Consider the following 23435-nt stretch of genomic DNA (forward strand, 5'->3'; position numbering starts at 1 on the left):
AAAAAAGTAATGCTAGTTTTTGGAACCCGTCCGGAAGCGATAAAAATGGCTCCCCTGGTGAAGGAGTTTCAAAAGTACCCCGAACAATTCCAGACCATCGTTTGTGTGACCGGGCAGCACCGGGAGATGCTGGATCAAGTGCTTCGTATATTCGATATCGAGCCCGATTACGACTTGAATATCATGAAGCAAGGGCAGGACCTGTACGACGTGACCACGCGGGTTTTAACCGGAACGCGTGACGTGTTGAAGGAGGTGAAACCCGATCTGGTTCTGGTACATGGCGATACAACGACTTCAATGGCAGCAGCCCTGGCGGCCTTTTACCAGCAAATCCCGGTAGGACACGTGGAGGCCGGTTTGCGAACGCGTAATATTTACAGTCCCTGGCCTGAAGAGATGAATCGTCAGGTAACGGGGCGTATCGCGACGTATCATTTCGCCCCGACACCTTTAAGTCGTCAAAATTTGCTGGATGAGGGCGTGCGTGATGAAAAGATTATTGTAACGGGCAACACGGTTATCGATGCCCTTTACATGGTGGTTGACCGGATAAAGAACGATAAAACGTTGGATTTTGCCCTGAACCGTTCCCTGGTAAAGGCGGGGTATGACGTGGGGCGTTTGGATGGCGGCAAGAAACTGGTGTTGATAACCGGGCATAGGCGGGAAAATTTCGGGGATGGATTCATTAACATGTGTCAAGCGATAAAGACCTTGTCCGGGAAATACCCGGGGTGGATTTCGTTTACCCGATGCACTTGAACCCGAACGTGCGAAAGCCTATACACGAGGTGTTCGGTGAAGATTTGTCGGGGTTGAAAAATATGTTTTTCATCGAGCCGTTGGAATACCTGTCTTTTGTTTACCTGATGGAGAAGTCTACGATCGTGTTAACTGATAGCGGTGGAATACAAGAAGAAGCCCCGGGATTGGGGAAACCTGTATTGGTGATGCGTGACACGACGGAGCGTCCGGAAGCATTGGGGGCAGGGACGGTGAAATTGGTGGGTACGGATTTTGACAGGATTGTGGGGGAGGTTTCTCGTTTGTTAGATGATCCAGATTACTATGGGATGATGAGTGAAGCGGTGAATCCTTATGGGAATGGGAAGGCGTGTGGGAGGATTTTAAATTATCTGAGATAAAATATTGAATATTCAATTATTATCCCTATTTTTGAAATAATATTTAATAAATAATCCATGAATAATGTTCAAATGGTAAATATAGAGGATTTCACCAAATATATAGGGTTATCTTTGCATTCTAAAGGATTTTCCGTAAGTCCGCTTAAATTGCAAAAGCTTCTATATTATACACAAGCATGGCACATGGTGTTCTTTGGAAGAGAAAACACATTATTTGTTAATGTCCCTCAAGCATGGGTGAATGGTCCTGTTTATCCAGTGATTTATGATGCGTATAAGGACAAAGTGTCTGGCATGTGTGAACATTTGAATATATCTGATTTTGAAGAGAAGGATGTTTGTGTCGGTTTTAAAGTTGCATCTGAGAAATTGGGTTTGACGGAACAACAAATTAATTTGATAGAATCCGTTATAAACTTGTATGGTTCAAAAACTCAGAATCAATTAATTCTTTTTACTCATTCTGAGCAACCTTGGGCAGAAAAACGGGAAGGATTTCGGCCTTATGAGAAATCTACGATTGAACTTTCTTTGGATACGATGTATTCGTATTACAAAGAGAGGCATGACAGAAATCGTAAACAGAAAAATGATGGGAATTGATCTTTCAGAGGAGGATTTGTACGATAATTAGATTATAAAATATCTAATGAAGATTTATGTATTTCTCAGAATGTACCTATTGTCGTGAGTTATGATTTGGTCGATCTTGATAAGACTCCATATCATTTTTTGCAAGAATTTACCCTTCGGGACACGCAGTCGTATTTTCGTTTGATGCAAAATATATCTGTTTCTACTATAAATGACTTTTTGGATAATAGAGAAAGAAAATTGCATTTTTTCCGTACAGATATTAGGGGAAATTTGAAAAAGGAGTTATCTAAGATATCGCCTAAAGCGATTGAGGTAAATCCATTAATTTTTCATTTTGCGCTTTACACGGATGAGAAAGTTGTTGCGAACAGAAATAAAAATACTCGTGCCCCGAGAATCTATTTTATGTTAGGAAAAAATGGTGTGATTTATATTCTGTTTTTTGATCCTTATCATGAGATTAATCCGATACAGGGAATCAATCACAAATGACGTTAATATAATTTAGCTGAATGGTTGGTTTGACTTGTTGTGGTATAATGTAAGGTCATCTAGTACTTCAGTAGTGATGACGGGGGAAAACGTTATTTTTCTACTGCATCGTGATCACGTTGTTGATGAGAAAATATTTGCTTGGTTTTCTTGGGGGACTTCTCCGAGGATTTTTTTAACATTGGTCTTATATGATGAAGTTTTCTTCAGAAATAATAAAAATTTAATGAATAGACGAAAAGTAATAGATTGTTTACCTTCTTTTCTTCGCAAACTATATGATAGGATACTCTTGTCTGATATAGGAAGTCGTATGGCTCGTGGTGCTTTTTGGACTTTTTGTGGCACTGTCTTGGGAAAATTCTTTGTATTAATAGCAGGTATTGTAGTTGCTAATATTTTAGGTAAGGAACAATATGGAGAATTAGGTTTAGTTCGTTCTACTATTAATATGTTTGTCATATTTGGTGCGGCGGGTTTGGGGATTACGGCAACGAAATATATTGCAGAATTTAGGAATACTGATAAGAAAAAGGTTGCTTCAATATACATACTTACCAATGGTTTTGCTTTAGTAACTGGATTCTTGGCTATGTTGGGAGTATTATTAGCTGCTCCATATTTGGCAAATAAAACATTAAATGCTCCTCATTTAGTAGAGGAGATTCGTTTTGGAGCGGTATTACTATTTATTTCAGTAGTAAATAGTGCACAATTAGGAACATTATCTGGATTTGAAGATTTTCGTTCGTCTGCTCTTACTACTTTTTTTTCGTCCATGGCAGAATTTATTTTTATGATAGTTGGAGCATATTTTTACGGCGTTATGGGGGCTTTGTTGGGATATGGAGTAGGATATGTTGTGGTGACGGCATTATATTTTGTTTTTATTCGAAGAAATATGCTTCATTATGGAATATGTATGGATTACAGAGCAGTTCGAGCAAAGGATATTACTGTATTATATAATTTTAGTATTCCCGCTGCTTTTTCTTCATTATTAGTTGGTCCTGTATTTTGGATTGTGCGTACAATGCTAGCAAATACTTCAGATGGTTATGGTGAGTTAGGAATATACGAGGCTGCAGATCAATGGAAAGTAGTAATTTTGTTTGTACCATCTGCTATTAGTGGAATATTATTACCTATATTGACTAATACATTGAGTGAGGGTAATAATAAATCGTATTGGAAAGTATTGAAATACAATATTTACTTGAATGCTGGCTTAACTTTTGTTTTGGCATTGATTGTTTCGTTGTGTGCCTCATTTATTATGCAAATGTATGGCGAAGGATTTGACGATGTTTGGACGTTAATAATTATTTCTTTTTCTACGATATTTACATCAGTAGCTTCTGTTGTAGGAATTGTTATTGCAAGTTACGGAAAGATGTGGATAGGATTTGGATTTAATTTGTTGTGGGCGGTGTTATTTATTTTATTTGCGGATATATTGTTGTCTTATGGATTTGGTGCAATAGGAGTTGCATGGGCTTTGTTATTTGCATATATGTTACATTGTGCATTTATGATAGTATATTTATTAATTAAAATGAAATATGATTCCTAAAGTTATTCATTATTGTTGGTTTGGTAAAGGTAAAATGCCTGACTTGGCATTAAAGTGTTTAGAGTCTTGGAAAAAGTATTGTCCAGATTATGTTATCAAAGAATGGAATGAAGATAATTTTGACTTGGATTTATATCCATATGCAAGAGAAGCATATGATAACAGAAAGTTTGCTTTTGTAACAGACGTGGTACGTTTGTATGCGTTATATCATGAAGGTGGAATTTATATGGATACAGATGTTGAATTAGTTAATTCCATTGATAAGTTTTTGCATCATACAGCATTTTCTGGATTTGAAAGTGAAAAAAATGTTCCTACTGGGATAATGGCTAGTGTAAAAGGTGGAACTTGGGTACAAGAAAATTTAGATGTTTATACCAATCGGAAATTTGTAAATTCTGATGGAACATTAGACTTAACAACGAATGTGTATTTAATTACAAATTACATGTTAATTCATGGTTTAATTCCTAATAATACTTATCAAGATTTTCCTAATCTTATAACAATATATCCGAAAGAATTTTTTTGTCCTAAATCTACTCGAGGAGAAAAGGAGTATTTTACAAAGAATACATGTGCTATACATCATTTTGCTGGGAGTTGGTTAAGTCATTCGGAACAGCGTAAGCGTAGGATTAAAAAGTTGATACCCGTGCAGATACTTAAGTGTTTACATATATTATCCCGTAGATAAGCTATCTGTATATGAGAATCTTTTTATTTATTAGTATATTATTAATTTCAGGATTAGCATTTTATACTAACACTATAGATATAATCTTTCCGTGGGGATTCTTTTTATTTATTTTAAGAGTAGTTTATCGTAATCAATTAGATTATAGAAAAGTAGCATTTGTATCTTATTTGTATCTTTCGATAATGGGAGTGTTAGCATATGTGTCATATATTTTATTTGCTAGTTTGAGTTTTGCCCCATTTGTAGATGATGGATATTATTATTATAACATTCAGACGATTTGGAGTGGAAATATTAATAACGATATTAATTATACTCTGTATGAATTTGTTGTAGCTATTGTTTATGCACCATTATTACTTGTTTTTAAAAATATAGAACATTATATGTTATTACCTTTTAATTGGTTTTTAGGAACTATTTTTGTAACAGAATCTATTCGATTTGCTTGGAAAATTGTTCCTATTAAAAATTCAAAAAAGGTATTTTGTTCTTTTTTTATACTATTGAATTATTCGTGTGTTGATGCTTTTGTTCATCTGTATAGGGATTCGTTGATGTTAATATTTTATGTGATTTCATTATCTTTTATTTTGAAAAAGCAATATGTCAAAGGTATCATGGCTTCGTTATTAACCTCACTTGTGAGAGGTGCGAATGGAATGTTGGCATTATTATATTTATTGTTTAATATGATTCCATTTTTTTTTTCAAATAGAAGACGTATGATAATATTAGTTTGTGGAACGTTACTATTGTTTCCATATGTAATTAATAGAATTGATTATAATAAATTGGGACGAATATCTAGTAATGATCAATCTTCAGTTACAATTAAAAGTAGAATAGAGAATATGAAAAATGGAGAAGGGGCTGGTGGTGTTTTAAATTTATTGAGAAGTTCAAATCCTGTTATGAATTTTGTAGCATTGCCTGTGTATATGATATCTCCATTGAAAGTTCGTAATGCTATTAATATTTCCGAATATAAAACTTATAATCAGAATGTAAAAACAATTTTTAGATTGAAAATAGAGAGTTTATGGGAATTTATACATGTTATTTTTTATTCGTGTTTTTCTGTAAGTTTATTTTGTGGCATTTATTATTGGTTAAAAAATTCCGATAAGAACACTTTGATGCTATTTTTTTTATTTTTCATTTCATTAGCTTTGATTACATTTATTTCGATGCAAACAAGACATAAGATTATTTTCATTATGTTTTTTCCTGTGTTGTATAATTATTTTTATAAATATAAAAGTTTGCGATCTGTTTTTTTGTCGAAAATAATGTCATATGTGTTTATTGTATTATTGTTGGTTTATAATATATTAATGTGAGGTAAAAGAATGAACAAGAAATTTTATTGATTTATGATGTGAGGATATTTTTTATAATTTAATATTTGTTTTTTTAGTACGTCTTTAAATTTGAATATAATGATAAATAGATTGTTGTCATTGTTGTATTTGTTGTTTTGTAAAGTATTATTTTGTATTAATCATAGGTGGTATATGAAAATGTATATACCATATCTTAAATGGAGGGGAACACGTATACATGGAACTCCAAGATATATAGGAGTACATGTTAAGTTTGACAATTATCATTTGATTGAAATTGGTAACAATACTACAATTTCTGATGATTGTCATTTATTGACACATGATTATAGTATTACTAATGTAATGCGTGCTATTGGTATAGAATTTTCTAAAGATATTGCTTTGGTTAGGGATATTAGAATTGGAAACAATGTTTTTATAGGAAAGAAGTCTATAATTATGCCAAATGCAAGAATAGGTAATAATTGCATAATTGGAGCAGGATCTGTAATAAGAGGTATTGTGCCAGATAATACTGTTTTTGGGGGAAATCCGGCACAGTGTTTTAGTTCTGTTGAAGAGCTTGCAAAAAAATGGATGATATATATTGAAAATAATCAAATTCGAAAAGACTAATGTATGTATTAATTAATACTTCAAACCTTAAAGTTGGAGGAGGTATACAAGTTGCAGATTCATTAATTCATTGTCTTTTTATGTATAGACAGCATAATTTTGTAATAGTCTTATCTCCTGCTTTGTCGTATTTGGATGTAATTATTGATGGTTTTGATAATTGCACATCAGTAATTTATTCTATTCAACAAAATATACAGGGAGTTTTCTGGGGAAAAAATATTTTTTTGGATAATGTCGTGGAAAAATATAATGTTGATGTTGTATTTACTGTTTTTGGACCATCGTTGTGGAGACCGAAAGTAAAACATATTTGTGGCTTTGCTCGACCACAATTAATATATTCAAATTCTCCTTTCTTTCAAAAGATGAATTGGGTTAAAAGAATATATTCCAAAATACGAGAAAATATGAAATTATATAATTTCAAAATCACATCAGATTGGTTAATAACAGAAAGTAATGATGTGAGAGACAAACTTTCATTGTTATTAAAGAATAAGCAAATTTATACGGTTACTAATTATTATAATCAAATTTTTGATTGTAAGGAAAAGTGGAAAGATTTCAATATTAAAAAATTTGATGGAATTACATTATTAACAATATCAGCTAATCATCCACATAAAAACCTTCAGATTATACCAAAGGTTTTAGATTATATAGATGAATATAATATACCTCTTAATTTACGATTTGTTGTTACATTGTCTTGTAATGAAATGCAACTTAAAGAAAAATATAAAGATCGAATTTTGTTGATAGGGAAAGTTGATATAAATACTTGTCCTTCATTATATGATAAAGCTGATATTATGTTTTTGCCAACGTTGTTAGAGTGTTTTTCTGCATCGTATCCAGAAGCAATGAAAATGGGGAAACCCATTTTAACGAGTGATTTGTCCTTTGCACATTCATTGTGTGGGGATGCTGCTCTGTATTTTGATCCTTTATCTCCACAATCGATAGTTGAAGCGATACAAAGAATAAATGTTGATAAAATTTTAGTAAGTGTTCTTATAGAAAATGGTCGAAAACAATTACATGTTTATGATAATGCAGAACAAAGATGTGATAAGATTATTAAGTTGTTGGAGAAAATTTATTGCAATAAATAATGAAACAAATTATACAAGACCTTAAGTCAGGAGCAACAATTTTGGAGGAAGTTCCGGTTCCGCAGGTAAAGGCGGGGTACGTCTTGATTCAAACAACTCGAACCTTGGTTTCGTTGGGAACGGAGCGGATGTTGGTGGAATTTGGGAAGGCGAATTTGATTGATAAGGCACGGCAGCAACCGGATAAGGTGAAACAGGTGTTGGATAAGATCAAGACGGATGGATTGCAACCAACCTTGGAAGCTGTGTTTAATAAACTGGGACAACCGCTTCCATTAGGATATTGTAACGTGGGGAAAGTGATGGCTGTGGGAAGAGGGGTGACGGAATTTGTGGTGGGAGATCGGGTGGCTTCCAATGGAAATCATGCGGAGTATGTTTGTATCCCCAAGAATTTGGTAGCTAAGATACCGGAGAATGTGACGGATGAAGAGGCTACGTTTACGGTGATTGGTTCTATCGGTTTGCAAGGGATTCGTTTGTTGAATCCTCAACTGGGGGAATGCGTTGTGGTGGTTGGATTGGGATTGATCGGATTGGTTGCGGCAGAGTTACTCAAGGCAAATGGTTGTAAGGTGATCGGGGTGGATTTCGATCAACAGAAGGTGGATATTGCAAAAAATAAAGGTATATATGCGATTAACCCTAAAAATGGGATTGATCCGGTGAAATATGTAGAAGAGGTAACCGGAGGCGTTGGTGCGGATGGAGTACTTATTACGGCTTCAGCTAAGGGGGATGAGGTAATTCATCAAGCATGCTTGATGTCTCGCAAGAGAGGTCGAGTGGTGTTGGTGGGGGTGATCGGGTTAAATATGAGAAGAGATGATTTTTATAAGAAAGAATTATCTTTTCAAGTATCCTGTTCATACGGTGCTGGAAGATATGATGAAGAGTATGAAAATAAAGGCCATGATTACCCGTTAGCCTACGTGCGATGGACGGAAAAGAGAAATTTTGAAACGATACTTAGTGCAATATCATCCAAGATGTTGGATGTACAACCGCTGATCACGGAAGAGGTGGAACTGGTCAATTACGCGGAAATCTATGGAGATATGCGTAAACATGGATCGATAGCTTCGATCTTAAAATTTCCGGTTGATTCAACGATAGAGAGAGTTGTTCCCGTTGGAGAGAATCGTACGATGGTAGGAAGTGGTAAATTAGGAATTATTGGTGCTGGGAATTTTGCCTCTGCAACAATTATCCCTGCTTTGAAAAAAGTAAATGCTCCCATAAAATACATTGCCAGTGCACAAGGATTGACGGCGAAAGTTTTAGCCAAGAAAGCCCAAGCAGAGAATGCGACTTCTGATTATCGTGTTATGTTGGACGATCCGGAAATCAATATGGTAATTATTACAACAAGGCATAATTTGCATGCTTCGATGGTGATGGAAGCTTTGGAGGCGGGTAAGAGTGTTTTTGTTGAAAAACCGCTTTGTTTGAACGAGGAGGAATTACAAAATATAGAAAATGCGTACATGAAGGTAAGCGACAAAATAACGCTGACTGTTGGTTTCAATCGTCGTTTTCTCCGTTTGCTGTAAAAATGAAAGCATTGGTCGGTGGTGGACCCAAAAATATCGTGGCGACAATGAATGCCGGATATATTCCACCGGAAGCGTGGGTGCAGGACATGGAAGTGGGAGGAGGACGTGTCATAGGTGAAGCTTGTCATTTTATTGATTTGTGTTCTTTCCTTGCAGATAGTAAGGTTGTAGCCGTATGTATGAATGCCTTGGGTGAGAATCCACAAGAGAACACGGATAATGTTTCGATTTTGTTGAAATATGAAAATGGAACGAATGCCGTGATTAATTATTTCGCTAATGGGTCGAAATCTTACGTGAAAGAGCGGGTTGAGGTTTTCTCGCAAGAAAAGGTGTTGGTGTTGGATAATTGGAGGAAACTGGAAGGGTTTGGCGTGAAAGGATTTTCAAAAATGACGGGGACGATGGATAAAGGACATAAACGTCAATTTGCTTTATTGAATGAGCGGCTGCAGAAAGGAGGAGAGGCGCTAATTCCATTTGAAAGTATTGTAAATACAACTCGTGCTTCTTTTGCTTGTATCGAAAGTTTGAAGAAAAAGGCTTGGGTTGAAGTTAGATAATTTTGTCGAATTGTTCTTTGAAATAAATGTCAATTTTCAGCAAGGTGGATGTGCTATGGAATACGGTTAAATACTTGAAACCGATTCAATGGCGTTATCGTGCTAAGTTGTGGTGTCAACGATTCTTTCCACAATGTTTGCAAGCATTAGATACGACTCCTGGTAGGCAGATTTTGAATTTTGTTCCGTCAATCCCGAATGAAATCACCTATTTAGGTGACAATGCTTTTCAGTTCCTAAACTTGCAAAAATCTTTTGGAAAGCAAGTGAATTGGGAATTTGTTGAATATGGAAGATTGTGGGGATATAATTTGAATTATTTTGAGTTCTTGAATCAAAAAGGTATGAACGTAGAGGATGGGAGAAAATTGATTCGAGATTTCATGCAACATCTTCCGAAAGCCAGCATGGGAATGGAACCTTATCCATTGTCATTAAGGTCTATAAATTGGATTCGTTTTTTGTCGTGTAATAGTATAAACGATGTTGATATTGATGCTGTTTTATACGCTCAATTGAAGTTGTTAATCCATAAACTTGAATATCATTTGTTGGGAAACCATTTATTGGAAAATGGTTTTGCTTTGTTATTCGGAGCCTATTATTTTAATGATCATGCTTTCTATAAGAAGGCAAAAACAATATTAAGACCGGAGTTACAGGAACAAGTGTTGGGTGATGGAGGGCATTTTGAGAGGAGTCCAATGTATCATTGTATCATGTTGTATCGGGTATTGGATTGCTATAATTTGGTACATAATAGTGCTTTGTTCGGGAACGAATTGGAAGATATTCTGAAAGAGAAGGCAGAAGCTATGTTGGGGTGGTTGGAAGAAGTTGTTTATAGTGATGGGCGAATTCCACTGTTGAATGATGCAGCTGTGGGAGTAGCTCCAGTCGCCAAGGATTTAATTGAATATGCTCAACGATTGGGGATCTTTTGTGATAAAAAAGTGAGATTAAAAGAGTCTGGGTATCGGAAGATTCGATGGGAGAAGTTCGAATTATTTATTGATGTCGGGGAAGTCGGACCGGATTATCAGCCGGGGCATGCGCATGCGGATACATTTAGTTTTGAATTATATATCAATGGACGACCTGTCATTGTTGATACCGGAACCTCCACGTACGTGGTAAATAATACTCGTTTTTATGAAAGAAGTACAGCAGCTCACAATACCGTGGTTGTGTGCGGACAAAATTCCAGTCAGGTTTGGGCGGCACATCGAGTGGCTCGACGGGCAAGGGTTCAAGTCTTTTGTGATGAAGAAGAACGTATTGTTGCCGTGCATGATGGTTATAAACGTTTGGGGTGTTTGCATACCCGCAAAGTGGAAAAGGTGGGGAAATATATCCGAATTACTGATGAAGTTGATCGTGAAGGGACGGCTTATTTGCATTTCATGCCTAAAGAGAATGTCGTTTTAGATGGAAATCGGCTTCTCGGATCGGATTATTGTATAGAGTTCGATGGGGCACGTGAGATTGAACCGTTTACGTCTATGTACTCCCCTGAATTTAATAAAAGAGAAGAACGACGGAGTTTTCGAATTTCTTTTGACAGGAGGCTAGAGACTATTATACAATGAAAATTTTATTCTTGACTTTTTATTTTGAACCGGACCTTTGTGCCGGGTCATTTCGTAATACGCCGCTATTTCGGGAGTTATTACAACAGATGGATGAAAAAGATTGGATTCATGTGATTACGACGCAGCCGAATCGTTATCACTCTTTTCATGTTGAGGGGCAAGCAAGGGAAATAAGTGATAATTATAGGATAGATCGGATTCGTGTACCGGAGCATAAGAGTGGTTTTATCGATCAAGTTCGTTCTTTTCGGGTGTTTTATAACGAGGCTCTGCGCTTGGCGGGTAAAGAGCGTTATGATTTGGTATATGCTTCTTCTTCAAGATTGTTCACTGCTTTTTTAGGCAGAAGAATCGCGGGAAAACAGAGAATTCCTTTGTATTTGGATATACGTGATATTTTTGTTGATACGATAAAGGATGTATTCAAAAAGAGGAAGATGATCCGCATTCCGGCCGGGATCTGTTTTGGATGGATTGAACGGTATACATTTGCGGGGGCAAAGCATATTAATTTGGTGTCGGAAGGATTTAAAACATATTTTGAAAAATATAGAAAGTCTGTTTATTCCTATTTTACGAATGGGATTGATGATATTTTTCTTGATGTTCCGAAGTCTACCCGGCAAGTTTCAGGGGTGAAGATAATTACTTATGCCGGAAATATTGGAAGTGGACAGGGATTGGAAAAAGTGATTCCCATGGCGGCGCAGAAATTGGGAGATCGCTATTTTTTTCGGATTATCGGGGATGGGGGGATGAAAGCGTTGTTGAAGGACAAGCTTGAAGAATTGGGGGTTCATAATGTGGAATTATTGAATCCGGTGTCAAGAGAAAAGTTGATAGGGTATTATAATGATTCTGATTTCTTACTTTTACATTTGAATGACTTGGAGGCATTTAAGAAAGTGCTTCCGTCGAAATTGTTTGAATATGCGGCATTTGATAAACCTATTGTAGCGGGGGTTGGCGGTTATGCCAGCCAATTTATTCAGGAGAATTTAAGCAATTATATATTGTTTGCACCTACCGATGTTGAGAGTATGGTAGAACAAATATTGAAATTTGATGGCGGGGGAGAAAAGCAGGGTGATTTTGTTAAAAGGTTTGCCCGAAAAAATATAATGAAAGAAATGGCACGCTCTATTCTTGAGTGTCGTTAGTTTTATTTGGTGTATATTTATGAATATTCTTATTACAGGAATCCACGGTTTCGTGGGTTCTAATCTTGTGTTGTCTTTGAAAGATCGGCATGTTCTTTATGGGTTGGATATTGTTATCCCGGAAAAAGAGGGGGTGGTGAGGACATATTCGTGGGAAGAGCTGGAAGAAGTGGAAGGGATTGATGCGATTGTACATTTAGCAGGGAAAGCACATGATACGAAAAATGAGACCTTGGCGGAGACGTATTTTACGATAAACACGGGATTGACGCGGAAGGTTTTTGATTATTTCTTGAAATCTTCGGCGAAGAAGTTTATCTTTTTCAGTTCGGTGAAAGCGGTAGCGGATTTCGTGGTGGGGGATAAGTTGACGGAGGAGGTGATCCCGACACCGAAGGGACCTTACGGGGAGAGTAAGATTGCAGCGGAGAATTACATCCTTGAACAATTGAAAATAGGAGATGGAGAATTGAAGATGCAGGGGAAGCAGGTATATATTTTGCGGCCTTGCATGATTCATGGGCCGGGGAATAAGGGGAATTTGAATTTGTTGTATAGTGTGGTGAAGAAAGGGTTACCATGGCCGTTGGGTGATTTTGAAAACAGAAGGTCGTTTACCTCGGTGGATAACCTTTGTTACGTGGTGAACGGGTTGCTTGAAAAGGAGGTTGCGTCGGGAATTTATCACATGGCGGATGACGAGGCGTTGTCGACGAACGAGTTGATCCGGGAAATGTGTGAGGTGATGGGAAAGAAGGCACATATTTGGCGGATGAATAAAGGGTTGATGAAGGAGTGTGCGGGATTGGGAACGTTGTTACATTTACCGTTGAATTTGGAGCGGTTGAAGAAATTGACGGAGAATTACGTGGTTTCGAATGAGAAGATCAAGCGGGCTTTAGGGATTGAACGGATGCCGGTGACGGCGATGGAGGGGTTGAGGAAGACGATAAGATCGTTTACTGATTGTAAATTTTAAATTGAGTGATTATAAGTAACCGCTGGATAATTGGAGATTATTTGTTCCAAACGTTCGAGTAAGTATACTTGATGTAGAAAAAAATCTTATATTTGTAGTAATAAATACTCAATAGGATGGAAACGATGAATTTGGATTCAATGCGGGGGATATATTCAAAGAGTTGATGACTTTGGATAAAAATAATTTGTTATATGCTTATATATTAACTTTAACAAAGAGGAAGGAAACTGTAGAGGTGACCTTGTTGGAAGAAATGTTAGATGCTAATGCCGAGTATGCTTTAAAAGCTCACGAGAGAGGAGACGTTTACACAACTGAAGACGTGAGAAATTATATAGAAGAACAGCTTGGATGGAGATAATTTGGACGAAAAAAGCAATAGAAAGTTTTAAGGAATTGCGAAATCCATTGTTAGGGAAGGAGTATGAGTCTAGTAATCTTTTAAAATATGAATTTCGGTTCTTTGTAATTAATAAACAAACTAAAGTTTTTATTTTATTCAAGGTGAGTTTGTTTATATCGTGTTGGTGTTTGATGTTCGTCAGGATATTCGAAGAATTCATGAGATGTTATCTTCTATAAAATAAGTTTCCCTGTTTCTTTAATAGATTAAAATTGGAGTTTTAGTTTCCATGTTGTATTATTTCGTGGTATTTGTGGTGCTACTTGGGGTGGAGTTGCTCTATTTTCGGGTGGCGAACTATTTTAATATTATTGATAAACCGAACGAGAGAAGTTCTCACTCGAGGATCACGTTGCGGGGAGGAGGAATTGTGTTTTACGTGGGAGCGTTGGTTTATTTCGTTATTAGTGGGTTTAGTTTTCCATGGTTTATGTTGGGGTTGACGTTGATTGCAGGGGTGAGTTTTGTGGATGATGTGCGTTCCGTGACGCAACGGGTGGGGTTGGTGGTACATTTTATGGCGATGCTATTGATGTTTTACCAGTGGGGAATGTTGGCATTGCCGTGGTGGTACGTGGTGGTGGCTTTGGTGGTTTGTACGGGGATCATTAATGCTTATAATTTCATGGATGGGATTAATGGGATCACGGAAGGGTACAGTTTGATCGTGTTGGGAGGCTTGGCATACGTGAATGAATGGGTTATTCCTTTTGTTGACGAGAGGATGATTTACACGATGATGGTAGCGGTACTGGTGTTCGGTGTGTTTAATTTTCGGCGGAAGGCGAAATGTTTTGCCGGGGATGTGGGGGCGGTGAGTATTGCTTTCGTGATTTTGTTTTTACTGGGGCGGCTGATTTTGAAGACAGGGGATTGGAGTTATATTGTATTTTTGGCGGTTTACGGGGTGGATAGTGTGCTGACAATCGTGCATCGGTTGATGTTACACGAGAATATCGGGTTACCGCATCGGAAGCACATGTACCAATTGATGGCGAATGAGTTGAAGATTTCTCACGTGGTCGTGTCTTTGTTGTATATGGTGGTACAAGCCGTGATTGTGGCGATTTATCTGGCTATGCCGGGAATGCACGATCTCTGCTTCGGGGGAAGCGTTATTGTGTTGGGTGTCGGGTACGTGTTGTTCATGAGAAAGTATTTCAAGTTACACTTGGCAAGGATGAATTAACGTGTAAAAAAGGATATATTTTGTATTTAATTGTAGTATCATTTGCTATTTTGTTGTATTTGTGGCAAAAAGTCTTGCTTTTTATCTTTTAATCTCTAACTTTGTTAGGAATAAATGTTGAACAAAGGTTAGTAGGTATTTACATCATGAAGAAAAATCATTTTATAAATTAGATATGGACAAGAGAAAAATAGTTAGAATTGTAGCCCAAAGAAATGGTATGTCACAAAGAGATGTGGCAATGGTATTCGATGAAATCTTCAGAGTGATGTTAGAAGGATTGAAAGAAGAAGGGCATGTGGGCGTGTCGGGCTTTGGATCTTTCAACGTGAAGAAATGTGCTGTTCGGCATCGATATGTGCTTTCAACCCAAAAAGTTGTTTTATATCCGGAAAGCAGAAAAGTTACTTTTAAAGTTGCTAAACAATTTAAGCTTTGGGTGGATGGAGTGATCAAAGAGTGAGAGAAAATTTGAGCTTGTTAATTGGTGAAAACTTGTATGAATGAGAAAACGTCCGGAAATTACTCCCGGACGTTTTTCTTTTATTATAAATTGCAACCTGATCTTATTTTGATTTCGGTTTGAAGATCATATCAACAACATCGGCACCCTTGAATAATTTCTGGGTAAATTTCTTCACGTCTTTCGTTGTGATCTTGTCGATAATATTATCGAAGTTTTTCGGATCGGTGATATCCACTCCGCGAAGATAATAAGTTTGAATTGCACTCATCCAATAGGCATTGTGAGGTTTGCTTTGTTCGCGATTTTTCTTCAGAATAGTAATTACCTTGTCGATTTCTTCTTGAGTCGGACCTTCTTTCATTAATTTGTCGATTTCAGCATAGATTAATGATTTCAAGTGTTCGGCCTTATCCGGATCGCAATCAAAATTCATGGTCATGCTGTAGCTTTCATACGGTTCTTTAGAAGAGCCTGCCTGAACGCTTACACCATAGGTTCCACCTTCTTTTTCACGAATGTTGGTCAAGTACCTTTGATCCAAAACTCCTCGTAAGATATTCAAGCAAATATTGTTGTGGATGCTTGTTTTCATTTCTTTGGAGAAGTTGGTGATAACGGTTGATTTCGGAGTTGTTAACTCTAATTCGATAACTTTTTCCGTTCTTCCTTTCGGTCCTCTTACTTTCCGGTCGATCCAGTTTTCTTTCCGGTTATAAGATTTTACTGATCCCAAGTATTTTTCAACGAGCGGTTTAACCGTTTCTGCATCGATATTACCTACGATGAAGAACGTAAAGTCGCTGATGTCTTTAATACGGTCACGATAAATCTCTTCGATTTGTTCGATGCTGACTTTATCTAAGAATTCTTTTCCAAATGATAATGTTCTCGGGCTATAATTGCTCATGATTCTGCTTACAGAGTCTTGCATGATCTTTTGAGGATTATTGCCTGAATTCTCGATGGCAGCATAGTTACGTTGCATCATGGTTTGATGAACTTCTTTGTCAAAACGAGGTTTCTCGAAACGTAAGTAAATCAATTGCATCAAAGTTTCGAAATCCTTCGGGGTAGATGCTCCGCCAACGGATTCAGAAAGTCCACTGATGCTAACACCGGCCTGTGCTTGTTTACCTGTCAGTAATTTTCTTAAGGTAATAGCGTCATAATCTCCCAAACCGTAAGCTCCGATAAATTGATCGGTAACCATAGCTGAAGCCAGTTTGTCTACATCATACAATGAGGTACCACCTTTACTGTAGGAAGCTACCTGTACTTGATCTTTTTCGTAATCTGCTTTACGGAATACAACCTTTGCCCCGTTTTCCAATACCCATTCTTCTGCATCGAATTGCGGTAATTTCTTGGTAGAGATGATCTTGGAACCTTTCAAGTCTTCCGTGATCAAGGCTGCTTCTGCAGACTGATCTTTGTAGGGCTCTAAGTTTGCATTTTCCACTTTATCCATGATGGCAATAGCCTCTTCTTTCGTGATGTGTTTAACACCTTCAGACGGGCCTTGTACCACGATAACCATATTTTTCCGGTTAAGGTATTGCTTAGCTAAAGCTGAAACTTCCTCTACGGTAATGGTGGGGATAACGCTTTTTGCAAAATTGTAATAATAATCAAAGTCTACGATCGGTTCCCCTTCCAGGAAGTTAGATTGCATTTCGCTGATGTAGTCTTCTGAAGTTGTTTTGTCTTTTTGTTTGTTAGCGGATTCTAAGCCTACTAACATGTTGGTTTTTGCTCTTTCAAGCTCACCTTCCGTGAAACCGAATTTTTTTACTCGTTCATTTTCACGATAAATAGCTTCCAATGCTTCTGCCTCTTCATTGGGCTTTGCCGTGGTTGAAATAAAATAGGTGTTCCAACCTCTTACGATACCGCCACCGAATCCTGCTTTTGCAGAGATGAAGGGAGGATTACCTTTCTGAAGTAATTCAGAAACACGTTGTCCCAACATGGTGTTGTAGAAAGATTGAAGAATACCGTTTTTCATGTATTGGTGATTCTTTTCTTCCTTGGTCGGAGCCGGATATTTAATGTATACGTTAACAGTAGATTGAGTTAACTCTTTGTCGGTTGCACATACGTAGTAAATTTCATCATGCGGGTTCACCGTGAAATTTTCTCTCTTGGCCGGGTTTACCGGAGTAGGGATTTTGGAGAAAAGTTCTTTTACTTTTTTCTCCATCTGGTCAACATCAAAATCTCCGACAACGGCAATGGCTTGCAAGTCCGGACGATACCATTTGTGATAGTAATCACGGAGAGTCTGGTATTTGAAATTCTTGATGATGTTCAAATCTCCGATAACGTCTCTTTCGGCATATTTAGAATCTTTCAATAATACCGGCATGATTTGATTGCGAACACGGAAACCGGCGTTTCTTCTGGTTCTCCATTCTTCGGAGATAACCCCTCTTTCGCCATCGATTTCGTCATCAACTAATAAAAGGTAGTGTGACCAATCGTGAAGTACAAGTAAACAAGTATCCAACAAGTCGGGATTGGTTGTGGGAACCTCACTGATGTTGTAAACCGTTTCGTCTTGTGCCGTGTAAGCATTTACATTTCTTCCGAATTCAACACCATGTTTTTCCAACATATTGGTGATACCTTTTCTTCCCGGGAAATGCTTGGTCCCGTTGAAAGCCATGTGTTCCAAGAAGTGAGCCAAACCATTCTGGTCGTCATTTTCCAAAATTGCTCCTACATTTTGAATGATGTAGAAACTTGCTCGTTCTTTGGGTTCCGCGTTATGGCGGATGTAATAGGTCAATCCATTAGCTAATTTCCCGATGCGAATGTTCGGATCCATGGGAAGTGGTGCTTTCATGTCATACTGGGCAAACAGGCTGGTGCTGATCAATGCCAATAAAGCACACACAAGTAATAATTTTTTTGCCATACGAATTATTTTAATGTTTTAATGTTTGTGTCTGCAAATATAGTAAAGTGTAAGTAATTTTGTTCTGATACGTTAATTCTTTAACGTTAATTTAGGGGTTAAGTGTGAAAATAGGGAAAAACAGAAGGGTTTTTAGGTTATTTAGGACGATTCGTTGTTAATGGGGTTTAACTTATCCGGTCGTTTATCGTATATGCCTGTAAAACTTTGGGAAAGATATGATGCTGTTAAAAATAGATATAAACAAATGGTTCTCTTGGTTGAATTTGGGGATTAAGGATTCTTCCACGGCCTCGGCAGTAGAGGTATTATTGCAGGTCGTGGTGATTTGTCTGGTTGCTTTTTTGTTCACATTCTTTCTACGCAAGGGAGTCACCCGGATCATCGGGGGAATCGTGCGTCGTACGAAAACCCAATGGGATGATATTTTTTTCGAGGAGCGTGTTTTTCAAAAAATATTCAACCTGATACCACCTATATTTATAGATTTCGCTTTTAAAATCGTGTATGGGAAGTGGCAACACATCGAACTTTTTCATCGGTTTATCGTGGCCTGGATACTCGTGGTGGCAGGTTTCGTGATCGTTGCCGTACTGGACGCGATAAACCGGATTTACGATTCGTACCCGATAGCGAAAGATCGTCCGATAAGAGTTTTCGTGCAGGTGATTAAAATTTTCGTGATTTCAGCTATCATCATTACAATCGTCAGCGAGTTTATTGGGGAGTCCCCTCGTAATTTGCTGGTCGGACTAGGAGCATTTGCGGCGGTTTTAATGTTGATATTCAAGGATGCGATATTAGGTTTTGTAGCCGGGGTGCAGTTGTTGGCCAATCAGATGGTGCGCATCGGGGACTGGATTGTGATGCCGAGTAATAATGCTAACGGGACGGTGCTGGAGATTAACTTGTATACCGTGAAAGTACAGAACTGGGATATGACCATCACGACGATCCCCACGTATCAGCTAGTGTCCGATTCTTTTACAAACTGGCGGGGAATGGAGGAAGCTGCCGGGCGTCGAATCATGCGCTATATTAATATAGATATGCTTTCCGTTCATTTCCTTTCGGACGAGGAAATCGATACTTTGCGGAAATCGATTGTCTTGAAAGGATACATTGAAGATATGTTGCCGAAATTGAACGAGCAAAATGAAGGAAAATCTGACGTGTTGGATGAGAAAAGATTGACTAATTTAGGCGTGTTCCGGCAATATGCGGTACGAAAACTGGAAACCAACCCGGATTTAAATATGAATATGACCTACATGGTCCGGCAATTACAACCGACAGCGACAGGTATTCCTTTGGAAGTATATTGTTTTTCCCGAAAACAGGAATGGGTGGCGTACGAAAAAGTACAATCCGACATATTCGATCATCTGTTAGCCGTGATTCCTTATTTTAATTTACGGATTTATCAATACCCGGAGATAATCAAAACCACGAGTTAATTTTTACCGCTAACCCATGTTTTTTCCATTGTTACGATAAAGTTTATGAATCCTCCGGCTGGGAAAGTTGGATTTTTATACTATTTTTGGAGGCTAAAAATAATGGGATGAGCAGTAAAAAACGAAAATATTGGAATAAACTGAGGAATCGTTATAAGCTGACAATATTTAACGAGTCCACTTACGAGGAGGTTATGCACTTTCGCCTTTCTCCGTTGCACGTTCTCACGGCATTAAGTACATTGGCCGTTGTCTTGATTACATTGACTATCATGTTGATTGCTTTCACGAATTTGAGGGAGTTTATCCCGGGCTATCCAAGTCAACATTTGAGACGTCAGATCACGCAAAACGCTTTACGGGTTGATTCTTTATTAAATGAAGTTCAGAAGAAAGATCGTTTTCTTCATTCCATACAAACTATTTTGGGAGACGAAGAACTGGATACGACGAGCTTTGTGTCCATGCAGCAGCAGGCGAAGGTGACTTATGACACTTCTATGTTAGGAATGTCGGAAGAAGAAGCCGGTTTTCGGGAACTTGTAGAGAAAGAAGAAAGATATAATTTAACCTTGGGGCACGTCAGTTCTTCCGATGATGATTTTTATCATTTTTTCTCGCCATTAAACGGGGTGGTAACCAATCATTTTGATGAAACAACTCGTCATTACGGGGTGGATTTGGTAGCCAAACAAAATTCGAATGTTTTGTCCGTGCTGGATGGTGTGGTTATTTTCACGGATTGGACCATCAAGACAGGTTACGTGATTCAAGTACAGCATAATGGAAATCTGGTTTCAGTATATAAGCATAATTCGGTGTTGTTGAAAAAGCAGGGAGATTTTGTCCGTGCGGGAGAGGCGATTGCCGTGTTGGGAAACACGGGCGAGGAAACAACCGGGCCGCATTTGCACTTTGAGTTGTGGCAGGCGGGAAAAGCATTGAATCCGGAAACGTTCATTAAATTTAAATGATTCGCGAATAGAGGTTTTGGAGATTGTTTTGAAATGAAGAATATAGCAATATTGGGATCTACCGGGTCTATCGGAACGCAGACCTTGCAAGTGATTGACGCTAATCCGGGACGGTTTAATGTAGAGGTCCTCACGGCAAATAATCAGGTGGAATTACTGGCACGGCAGGCTCGAAAATTCAAGCCTAACATGGTCGTGATCGGGAATGAAGCGAAGTATTCCGAGTTAACGGAGTTATTGAAGGATGAGGACATAAAAGTATATGCCGGAAGTGAGGCTATTGCTCAAGTCGTGCAAACCTCCACGATCGATGTGGTAGTTACGGCCATGGTCGGGTATAGCGGCTTGTTGCCCACGATCAACGCGATCAAGGCAGGCAAGACAATCGCTTTGGCCAACAAGGAAACTTTGGTTGTCGCCGGAGATTTGATTAATCGACTGGTTGAAGAATACAAGGTGGCGATATTACCCGTGGATTCCGAGCACTCGGCTATATTCCAGTGTTTAGTGGGTGAGCATAACAATCCGGTGGAGAAAATATTATTAACGGCATCCGGAGGACCTTTCCGGGGACGGGATTATGAATATTTGAAGTCGGTGACAGCGGCACAGGCATTAAAACATCCGAACTGGAGCATGGGGGCGAAGGTTACCATTGACTCCGCGTCGATGATGAACAAGGGGTTCGAGGCCATCGAGGCAAAATGGTTGTTTGGGGTAAAACCTTCGCAAATAGAAGTGTTAGTACATCCGCAATCTGTTGTTCATTCGATGGTCCAGTTTCAAGATGGGAATATAAAAGCACAGTTAGGAGTTCCGGATATGCGTTTGCCGATCCAGTACGCCCTGACTTACCCGGAACGGGTACATTCGGGAATACCGCGTTTGGATTTTGGTATCTATTCCGACCTCACGTTTGAAAAACCGGACATAAAAACTTTCCGGAATTTGGGATTGGCTTACGAAGCCATGAACCGTGGAGGAAATGCTCCTTGTGTGTTAAATGCGGCCAATGAAATTATGGTAACGGCTTTCTTGAAAGACGAAATCTCTTTCACGGCCATGTCGGACGTGATTGAACGAACGATGGAAAAAGCGAGTTATATTGCCCGACCTACCTTGGAAGATTATATCGCTTCTGATCAGGAAGGTCGACGAATAGCAAAAGAAGAATTTCTCAATCTAAAATCATAAATCTAAAATCATAAATCTAAAATCATAAATCTAAAATCACTATATGGATGTATTAGTAAAGATATTACAGTTTTTGTTGAGCCTTTCGATTCTGGTTATGTTGCACGAGTTGGGGCATTTCGTGGCGGCAAAAATATTTAAAGTACGGGTGGAGAAATTCTTTATTTTCTTTAATCCGTGGTTTTCCCTGTTTCGTTTTAAAAAGGGAGAAACCGAGTACGGGATGGGATGGTTGCCTCTTGGAGGATACGTGAAAATTGCGGGCATGATTGATGAATCGATGGATTTGGAGCAAATGAAAGAACCGGCAAAACCTTACGAGTTTCGATCCAAACCGGCTTGGCAAAGATTGATCATCATGATTGGCGGGGTGCTCGTCAATTTTATTCTGGCATTCTTTATTTACATCATGATTCTTTACGCGTGGGGAGAACAATATTTGCCGACAGAGAACGCGAAATATGGTGTCGCATGCGATTCCTTACTGCTTAATGCCGGATTGCGAAACGGGGATATGATACTCTCTTTGGATAATAAAAAAGTAGAGAATTTCTTTGAAATTCCAGGATATATCTTGATGGAGAACCCGAAGACCATACAGGTTATGAGGGACGGGCAAAAGATGAATATAAATCTCCCTTCTACATTGATCGGAGAGATGTTATCCTATTCTTCGAAAGGGTTTAAGCGGATAGCTTTGCTGACTCCCCGTTATAAATATGACGGTTCGATACAGAAATTTGCCCAAGAATCACCTGCCCGCAATGCCGGAATGTTGGAAGAAGACCGGGTGCTGGAAATAGACGGGCATTCATTTACGTTCTATGACGAGTACCTTGACTTAATTCGTTCACACCAGGACAGTATATTGAATGTGAAAGTTTTACGCGGAAGTGACACGCTTTCCATCCCCATCGCTTTGGGAAGTGGTAAAGTGATCGGAGTGTACCCGAACGTGATAAACGATTTCGAGTATGCCGTGAAAGAATATTCATTTTTTGGGGCTATACCCGCGGGAATTAACATGGGATTTGATTGGATTAAATCCTATCTGAAACAATTCAAATTATTTAAAAATCCGGAAGCTTTCAGATCCGTGGGGGGATTTATTTCCATCGGGAACATATTCCCCGGCGAGTGGGATTGGCGGGCTTTTTGGGAATTAACGGCCATGCTGTCCATTATCCTTGGTGTCATGAACCTTTTGCCTATTCCGGCATTGGACGGGGGGCATGTGATGTTCCTGCTCTACGAGGTAATTACACGTCGTAAGCCCAACGAGAAATTTATGGAGAACGCGCAGATCGGGGGAATGTTCTTCTTGCTATTCCTGCTTCTTTTTGCGAATATTAATGATATATTGAAATTATTTATTTAGTGACTA

The 23435-nt window shown here is 38.4% G+C and carries 17 protein-coding genes and 3 pseudogenes; 19 read left to right on the forward strand and 1 reads right to left on the reverse strand.

The genetic code is table 11. The features are described 5' to 3' along the window. Positions 1-45: 45 nt before the first annotated feature. The 15 genes and pseudogenes from wecB to D8S85_RS20465 form a co-directional block, all read left to right on the forward strand. Positions 46-1082 (forward strand): annotated as a pseudogene (gene wecB, locus D8S85_RS20395) (non-hydrolyzing UDP-N-acetylglucosamine 2-epimerase); the annotation flags it as partial. A gap of 123 nt (positions 1083-1205) precedes the next feature. Next, complete coding sequence (locus D8S85_RS20400; protein WP_228423285.1) at positions 1206-1754, forward strand: Panacea domain-containing protein; 549 nt, start codon at positions 1206-1208, stop codon at positions 1752-1754. A 210-nt stretch (positions 1755-1964) separates the two neighbouring features. Then, positions 1965-2240, forward strand: a complete 276-nt coding sequence (locus tag D8S85_RS20405) for a hypothetical protein (protein WP_148114324.1) — start codon at positions 1965-1967, stop codon at positions 2238-2240. A 76-nt stretch (positions 2241-2316) separates the two neighbouring features. Continuing rightward, entirely contained in the window at positions 2317-3813 is a 1497-nt protein-coding gene (locus D8S85_RS20410) for an oligosaccharide flippase family protein (protein WP_106624131.1), read from the forward strand. Continuing rightward, positions 3803-4513 carry a glycosyltransferase family 32 protein gene (locus tag D8S85_RS20415; RefSeq protein ID WP_106624132.1) on the forward strand — a complete coding sequence of 237 codons (711 nt, stop codon included), beginning with the start codon at positions 3803-3805 and terminating at the stop codon, positions 4511-4513. Before D8S85_RS20410 ends, D8S85_RS20415 begins: the two co-directional genes overlap by 11 nt. A gap of 11 nt (positions 4514-4524) precedes the next feature. Further along, complete coding sequence (locus D8S85_RS20420) at positions 4525-5859, forward strand: hypothetical protein (protein ID WP_127075651.1); 1335 nt, start codon at positions 4525-4527, stop codon at positions 5857-5859. 174 nt (positions 5860-6033) lie between these two features. Further along, entirely contained in the window at positions 6034-6480 is a 447-nt protein-coding gene (locus tag D8S85_RS20425; protein ID WP_158641659.1) for an acyltransferase, read from the forward strand. Then, entirely contained in the window at positions 6480-7598 is a 1119-nt protein-coding gene (locus tag D8S85_RS20430; protein WP_106624135.1) for a glycosyltransferase, read from the forward strand. Before D8S85_RS20425 ends, D8S85_RS20430 begins: the two co-directional genes overlap by 1 nt. Continuing rightward, a pseudogene (locus D8S85_RS20435) lies at positions 7598-9717 on the forward strand (bi-domain-containing oxidoreductase). Before D8S85_RS20430 ends, D8S85_RS20435 begins: the two are co-directional and overlap by 1 nt. A gap of 26 nt (positions 9718-9743) precedes the next feature. Then, positions 9744-11306: an alginate lyase family protein gene (locus D8S85_RS20440; protein WP_106624137.1), complete on the forward strand. Its 1563-nt coding sequence runs from the start codon at positions 9744-9746 to the stop codon at positions 11304-11306. Continuing rightward, positions 11303-12469: a glycosyltransferase family 4 protein gene (locus tag D8S85_RS20445; RefSeq protein ID WP_106624138.1), complete on the forward strand. Its 1167-nt coding sequence runs from the start codon at positions 11303-11305 to the stop codon at positions 12467-12469. The genes D8S85_RS20440 and D8S85_RS20445 overlap by 4 nt, the downstream gene beginning before the upstream one ends. A 19-nt stretch (positions 12470-12488) precedes the next feature. After that, the gene (locus tag D8S85_RS20450; RefSeq protein ID WP_106625198.1) at positions 12489-13448 is read left to right on the forward strand and encodes an NAD-dependent epimerase/dehydratase family protein; all 960 of its coding nucleotides are present in this window, start codon (positions 12489-12491) and stop codon (positions 13446-13448) included. Positions 13449-13614: 166 nt separating this feature from the next. After that, positions 13615-13812, forward strand: a complete 198-nt coding sequence (locus tag D8S85_RS20455; RefSeq protein WP_172726550.1) for a hypothetical protein — start codon at positions 13615-13617, stop codon at positions 13810-13812. A gap of 274 nt (positions 13813-14086) precedes the next feature. Next, positions 14087-15043, forward strand: coding sequence for an MraY family glycosyltransferase (locus tag D8S85_RS20460; protein ID WP_127075800.1), 957 nt, complete (start codon positions 14087-14089; stop codon positions 15041-15043). A gap of 172 nt (positions 15044-15215) precedes the next feature. Beyond that, a pseudogene (locus D8S85_RS20465) lies at positions 15216-15506 on the forward strand (HU family DNA-binding protein); the annotation flags it as partial. Between the two features lie 103 nt (positions 15507-15609). Here the strand turns inward: D8S85_RS20465 and D8S85_RS20470 are convergent. Next, positions 15610-18426, reverse strand: coding sequence for a M16 family metallopeptidase (locus D8S85_RS20470; protein WP_106624142.1), 2817 nt, complete (start codon positions 18424-18426; stop codon positions 15610-15612). A gap of 221 nt (positions 18427-18647) precedes the next feature. On the opposite strand from D8S85_RS20470, the gene D8S85_RS20475 reads away from it, so the two are divergent. From D8S85_RS20475 to rseP, 4 genes are all read left to right on the forward strand, one after another. Then, positions 18648-19883 (forward strand): mechanosensitive ion channel family protein, encoded by a 1236-nt coding sequence (locus D8S85_RS20475; RefSeq protein ID WP_106625200.1) that lies wholly within the window; start codon positions 18648-18650, stop codon positions 19881-19883. A gap of 107 nt (positions 19884-19990) precedes the next feature. Then, the gene (locus D8S85_RS20480; RefSeq protein ID WP_106624143.1) at positions 19991-20857 is read left to right on the forward strand and encodes a M23 family metallopeptidase; all 867 of its coding nucleotides are present in this window, start codon (positions 19991-19993) and stop codon (positions 20855-20857) included. A gap of 33 nt (positions 20858-20890) precedes the next feature. After that, the gene (locus D8S85_RS20485) at positions 20891-22051 is read left to right on the forward strand and encodes a 1-deoxy-D-xylulose-5-phosphate reductoisomerase (protein ID WP_106624144.1); all 1161 of its coding nucleotides are present in this window, start codon (positions 20891-20893) and stop codon (positions 22049-22051) included. A 43-nt stretch (positions 22052-22094) separates the two neighbouring features. After that, positions 22095-23429 carry an RIP metalloprotease RseP gene (rseP, locus tag D8S85_RS20490; RefSeq protein ID WP_106624145.1) on the forward strand — a complete coding sequence of 445 codons (1335 nt, stop codon included), beginning with the start codon at positions 22095-22097 and terminating at the stop codon, positions 23427-23429. The last annotated feature ends 6 nt before the right edge of the window (positions 23430-23435 follow it).

This window comes from Butyricimonas faecalis (genome assembly GCF_003991565.1).
Taxonomy (GTDB): domain Bacteria; phylum Bacteroidota; class Bacteroidia; order Bacteroidales; family Marinifilaceae; genus Butyricimonas; species Butyricimonas faecalis.

What these genes read in the sequence shown, in the direction of transcription:
- D8S85_RS20455 (WP_172726550.1), top strand. Translation starts at nt 13,615, where the DNA reads ATGACTTTGGATAAAAATAATTTGTTATATGCTTATATATTAACTTTA.
- D8S85_RS20445 (WP_106624138.1), top strand. Translation starts at nt 11,303, where the DNA reads ATGAAAATTTTATTCTTGACTTTTTATTTTGAACCGGACCTTTGTGCC.
- D8S85_RS20480 (WP_106624143.1), top strand. Translation starts at nt 19,991, where the DNA reads ATGAGCAGTAAAAAACGAAAATATTGGAATAAACTGAGGAATCGTTAT.
- D8S85_RS20415 (WP_106624132.1), top strand. Translation starts at nt 3,803, where the DNA reads ATGATTCCTAAAGTTATTCATTATTGTTGGTTTGGTAAAGGTAAAATG.
- D8S85_RS20400 (WP_228423285.1), top strand. Translation starts at nt 1,206, where the DNA reads ATGAATAATGTTCAAATGGTAAATATAGAGGATTTCACCAAATATATA.
- D8S85_RS20430 (WP_106624135.1), top strand. Translation starts at nt 6,480, where the DNA reads ATGTATGTATTAATTAATACTTCAAACCTTAAAGTTGGAGGAGGTATA.
- rseP (WP_106624145.1), top strand. Translation starts at nt 22,095, where the DNA reads ATGGATGTATTAGTAAAGATATTACAGTTTTTGTTGAGCCTTTCGATT.
- D8S85_RS20450 (WP_106625198.1), top strand. Translation starts at nt 12,489, where the DNA reads ATGAATATTCTTATTACAGGAATCCACGGTTTCGTGGGTTCTAATCTT.
- D8S85_RS20425 (WP_158641659.1), top strand. Translation starts at nt 6,034, where the DNA reads ATGAAAATGTATATACCATATCTTAAATGGAGGGGAACACGTATACAT.
- D8S85_RS20410 (WP_106624131.1), top strand. Translation starts at nt 2,317, where the DNA reads ATGACGGGGGAAAACGTTATTTTTCTACTGCATCGTGATCACGTTGTT.
- D8S85_RS20485 (WP_106624144.1), top strand. Translation starts at nt 20,891, where the DNA reads ATGAAGAATATAGCAATATTGGGATCTACCGGGTCTATCGGAACGCAG.
- D8S85_RS20440 (WP_106624137.1), top strand. Translation starts at nt 9,744, where the DNA reads ATGTCAATTTTCAGCAAGGTGGATGTGCTATGGAATACGGTTAAATAC.
- D8S85_RS20470 (WP_106624142.1), bottom strand. Translation starts at nt 18,426, where the DNA reads ATGGCAAAAAAATTATTACTTGTGTGTGCTTTATTGGCATTGATCAGC.
- D8S85_RS20475 (WP_106625200.1), top strand. Translation starts at nt 18,648, where the DNA reads ATGCTGTTAAAAATAGATATAAACAAATGGTTCTCTTGGTTGAATTTG.
- D8S85_RS20420 (WP_127075651.1), top strand. Translation starts at nt 4,525, where the DNA reads ATGAGAATCTTTTTATTTATTAGTATATTATTAATTTCAGGATTAGCA.